General features: G+C 56.0%; 2 protein-coding genes and 1 pseudogene. 1 reads left to right on the top strand and 2 read right to left on the bottom strand.

The window, feature by feature from the left end:
* Window positions 1–31 precede the first annotated feature (31 nt).
* Window positions 32–178, bottom strand: a pseudogene (gene prfB / locus NTW95_01505) (peptide chain release factor 2).
* A gap of 157 nt (window positions 179–335) precedes the next feature.
* Between prfB and NTW95_01500 the strand changes: the two are divergent.
* Window positions 336–1,472, top strand: a complete 1,137-nt coding sequence (locus tag NTW95_01500; protein MCX6556103.1) for an ATP-binding protein — start codon at window positions 336–338, stop codon at window positions 1,470–1,472.
* A 12-nt stretch (window positions 1,473–1,484) separates the two neighbouring features.
* Here NTW95_01500 and NTW95_01495 read toward each other — a convergent pair.
* A partial coding sequence (locus NTW95_01495; GenBank protein MCX6556102.1) for a PCRF domain-containing protein occupies window positions 1,485–2,055 on the bottom strand: 571 nt, incomplete at its 5' end.

The following is a 2,055-nucleotide window of genomic DNA, read 5'->3' as shown; positions in this document are numbered from 1 at the left end:
TTTGTGTTGTCACGCGTCACGAAGGACTGAATTATCTGGGCAGCTTAAGCGATTCCTTGATAAAGCCGATTATGTCGTTGTCGAGGACGCGCTGGACGTCGCCGCGCTCGAGGCCGGTGCGGTGGTCCTTGATGCTTTGGTACGGCTGCATCACATAGGAGCGGATTTGGTTGCCCCAGGTAAAAGGATTGACAGGTTATTATTTGCATTTTTTGAGATGGTTCAGGTTCGGAATTGAAAAATCATCGTTGAACCGAATTGTTGACATTCAACCGAAAATAATATATCATTTATTCGGGTTAAGACGAAAATAACATTACTTTTTGGCGGTGAGTATGGTTGAACGAATTTTAGAAAGGATTGTTAAGGAACTGTTATTTCAGGGCAAGATCGTGATCGTCCTGGGGCCGAGACGTTCGGGGAAAACGACCCTGATGCAAATGATCGCTGCCGATGCGGCGGAAAAACCGCTCTGGCTCAATGCCGATGAACCCGACATCCGGCAGATGCTGGCCGGAGCCACGTCGACAAGCTTAAGGGCGCTCATCGGCGATCGCAAGCTGGTGATCATCGACGAGGCTCAGCGGGTAGTGGAAATTGGTCTTACCCTCAAGCTGATCGCCGATAACCTGCAGGGGGTGCAGGTATTGGCCACTGGCTCATCGGCGCTGGGTCTGGCCGACAGCGTCCGCGAACCTCTGACCGGCCGCAAGGCGGAGTTCACCCTGTTTCCCCTTTCCTACATGGAGATGGCGGCGCACGCGACCCCCCTGGAGGAAAAAAGACTGGTGGAGCAGCGGTTGGTGTTCGGATATTACCCGGAGATTATCTTTTCTCCCGGCAGGGAAAAAGAGATGCTGATGGAGCTTTCCGGGAGTTACCTCTACAAGGACATCCTGGCGCTGGCCCAGGTCAAGAAGCCGGTCATCCTGGAGAAGCTGGTGCAGGCACTGGCCCTGCAGGTGGGTTGGGAGGTCAATTATCACGAGTTGGGACAAACGATCGGTGCCGACAAGGAGACCGTGGAGCGCTATATCGACCTGCTGGAGAAGTCGTTCGTCGTCTTCCGCCTGGCGTCGCTCAGTCGCAACCGGCGCAATGAGATCAAAAAGGGCAGGAAGATCTACTTTTACGACAACGGCATTCGCAATGCCATCATCAAGAACTTCAATCCCCTAGGGCTTAGGCAGGACGCGGGGGCGCTCTGGGAGAACTTTCTGCTCGGTGAGCGGATGAAGTGCAACCATTATCTGAGGATCTGGCACAACCCGTTTTTCTGGCGGACGACCAGCCAGCAGGAAGTCGACTACATCGAAGAAAGGGAAGGGAAGCTGTTCGCCTTCGAGTTCAAGCGCGGCCGTGGCCGGGCAGCAAAGGTGCCGCCGGCGTTCTCCTCCGCCTATCCCGATTCCAGCTTTGCTGTTATCAACGAGGATAATTTCGAACCTTTCGTTACGACGGCCAAGAAATAGGGAATATCGAGTTTATCTGGGCAACTTGAGCGATTCCTTGATGAAGCTGATGATGTCGCCGTCGAGGACGCGCTGGGTGTCGCCGCGCTCGATGCCGGTGCGGTGGTCCTTGACGCTCTGGTAGGGCTGCAGCACGTAGGAGCGGATCTGGTTGCCCCAGGCGATGCCGCCTTTGCCGTCCTCGATCTTGTCTTTTACCTTCTGCTGAGCCTTCAGCTCCAGGTCGTAGAGCCTGGAGCGCAGCATTTTCATGGCCCGGTCCTTGTTTTGGTGCTGCGAGCGCTCGCTTTGGCACTGCACCACGGTGTTGGTGGGCAAATGGACTATGCGCACGGCCGAGTCGGTGCGGTTGACGTGCTGGCCGCCTTTTCCCGAGGAGCGGTAGGTGTCGATGCGCAGGTCTTTGGCGTCGATGTCGATGCTGATCGAGTCATCGACCTCGGGGATGACGAACACGGCGGCGAACGAGGTGTGGCGGCGCTTGTTGGAATCGAAGGGGGAAATGCGCACCAAACGGTGGACGCCGATCTCCTCTTTCAGGTAGCCGAAGGCGAACTCACCCTCGCAACGCACGGTAACGCTC

The organism is Candidatus Aminicenantes bacterium (assembly GCA_026393795.1).
Taxonomy (GTDB): domain Bacteria; phylum Acidobacteriota; class Aminicenantia; order UBA2199; family UBA2199; genus UBA2199.
This window is presented reverse-complemented; position numbering and strand designations above follow the sequence as displayed.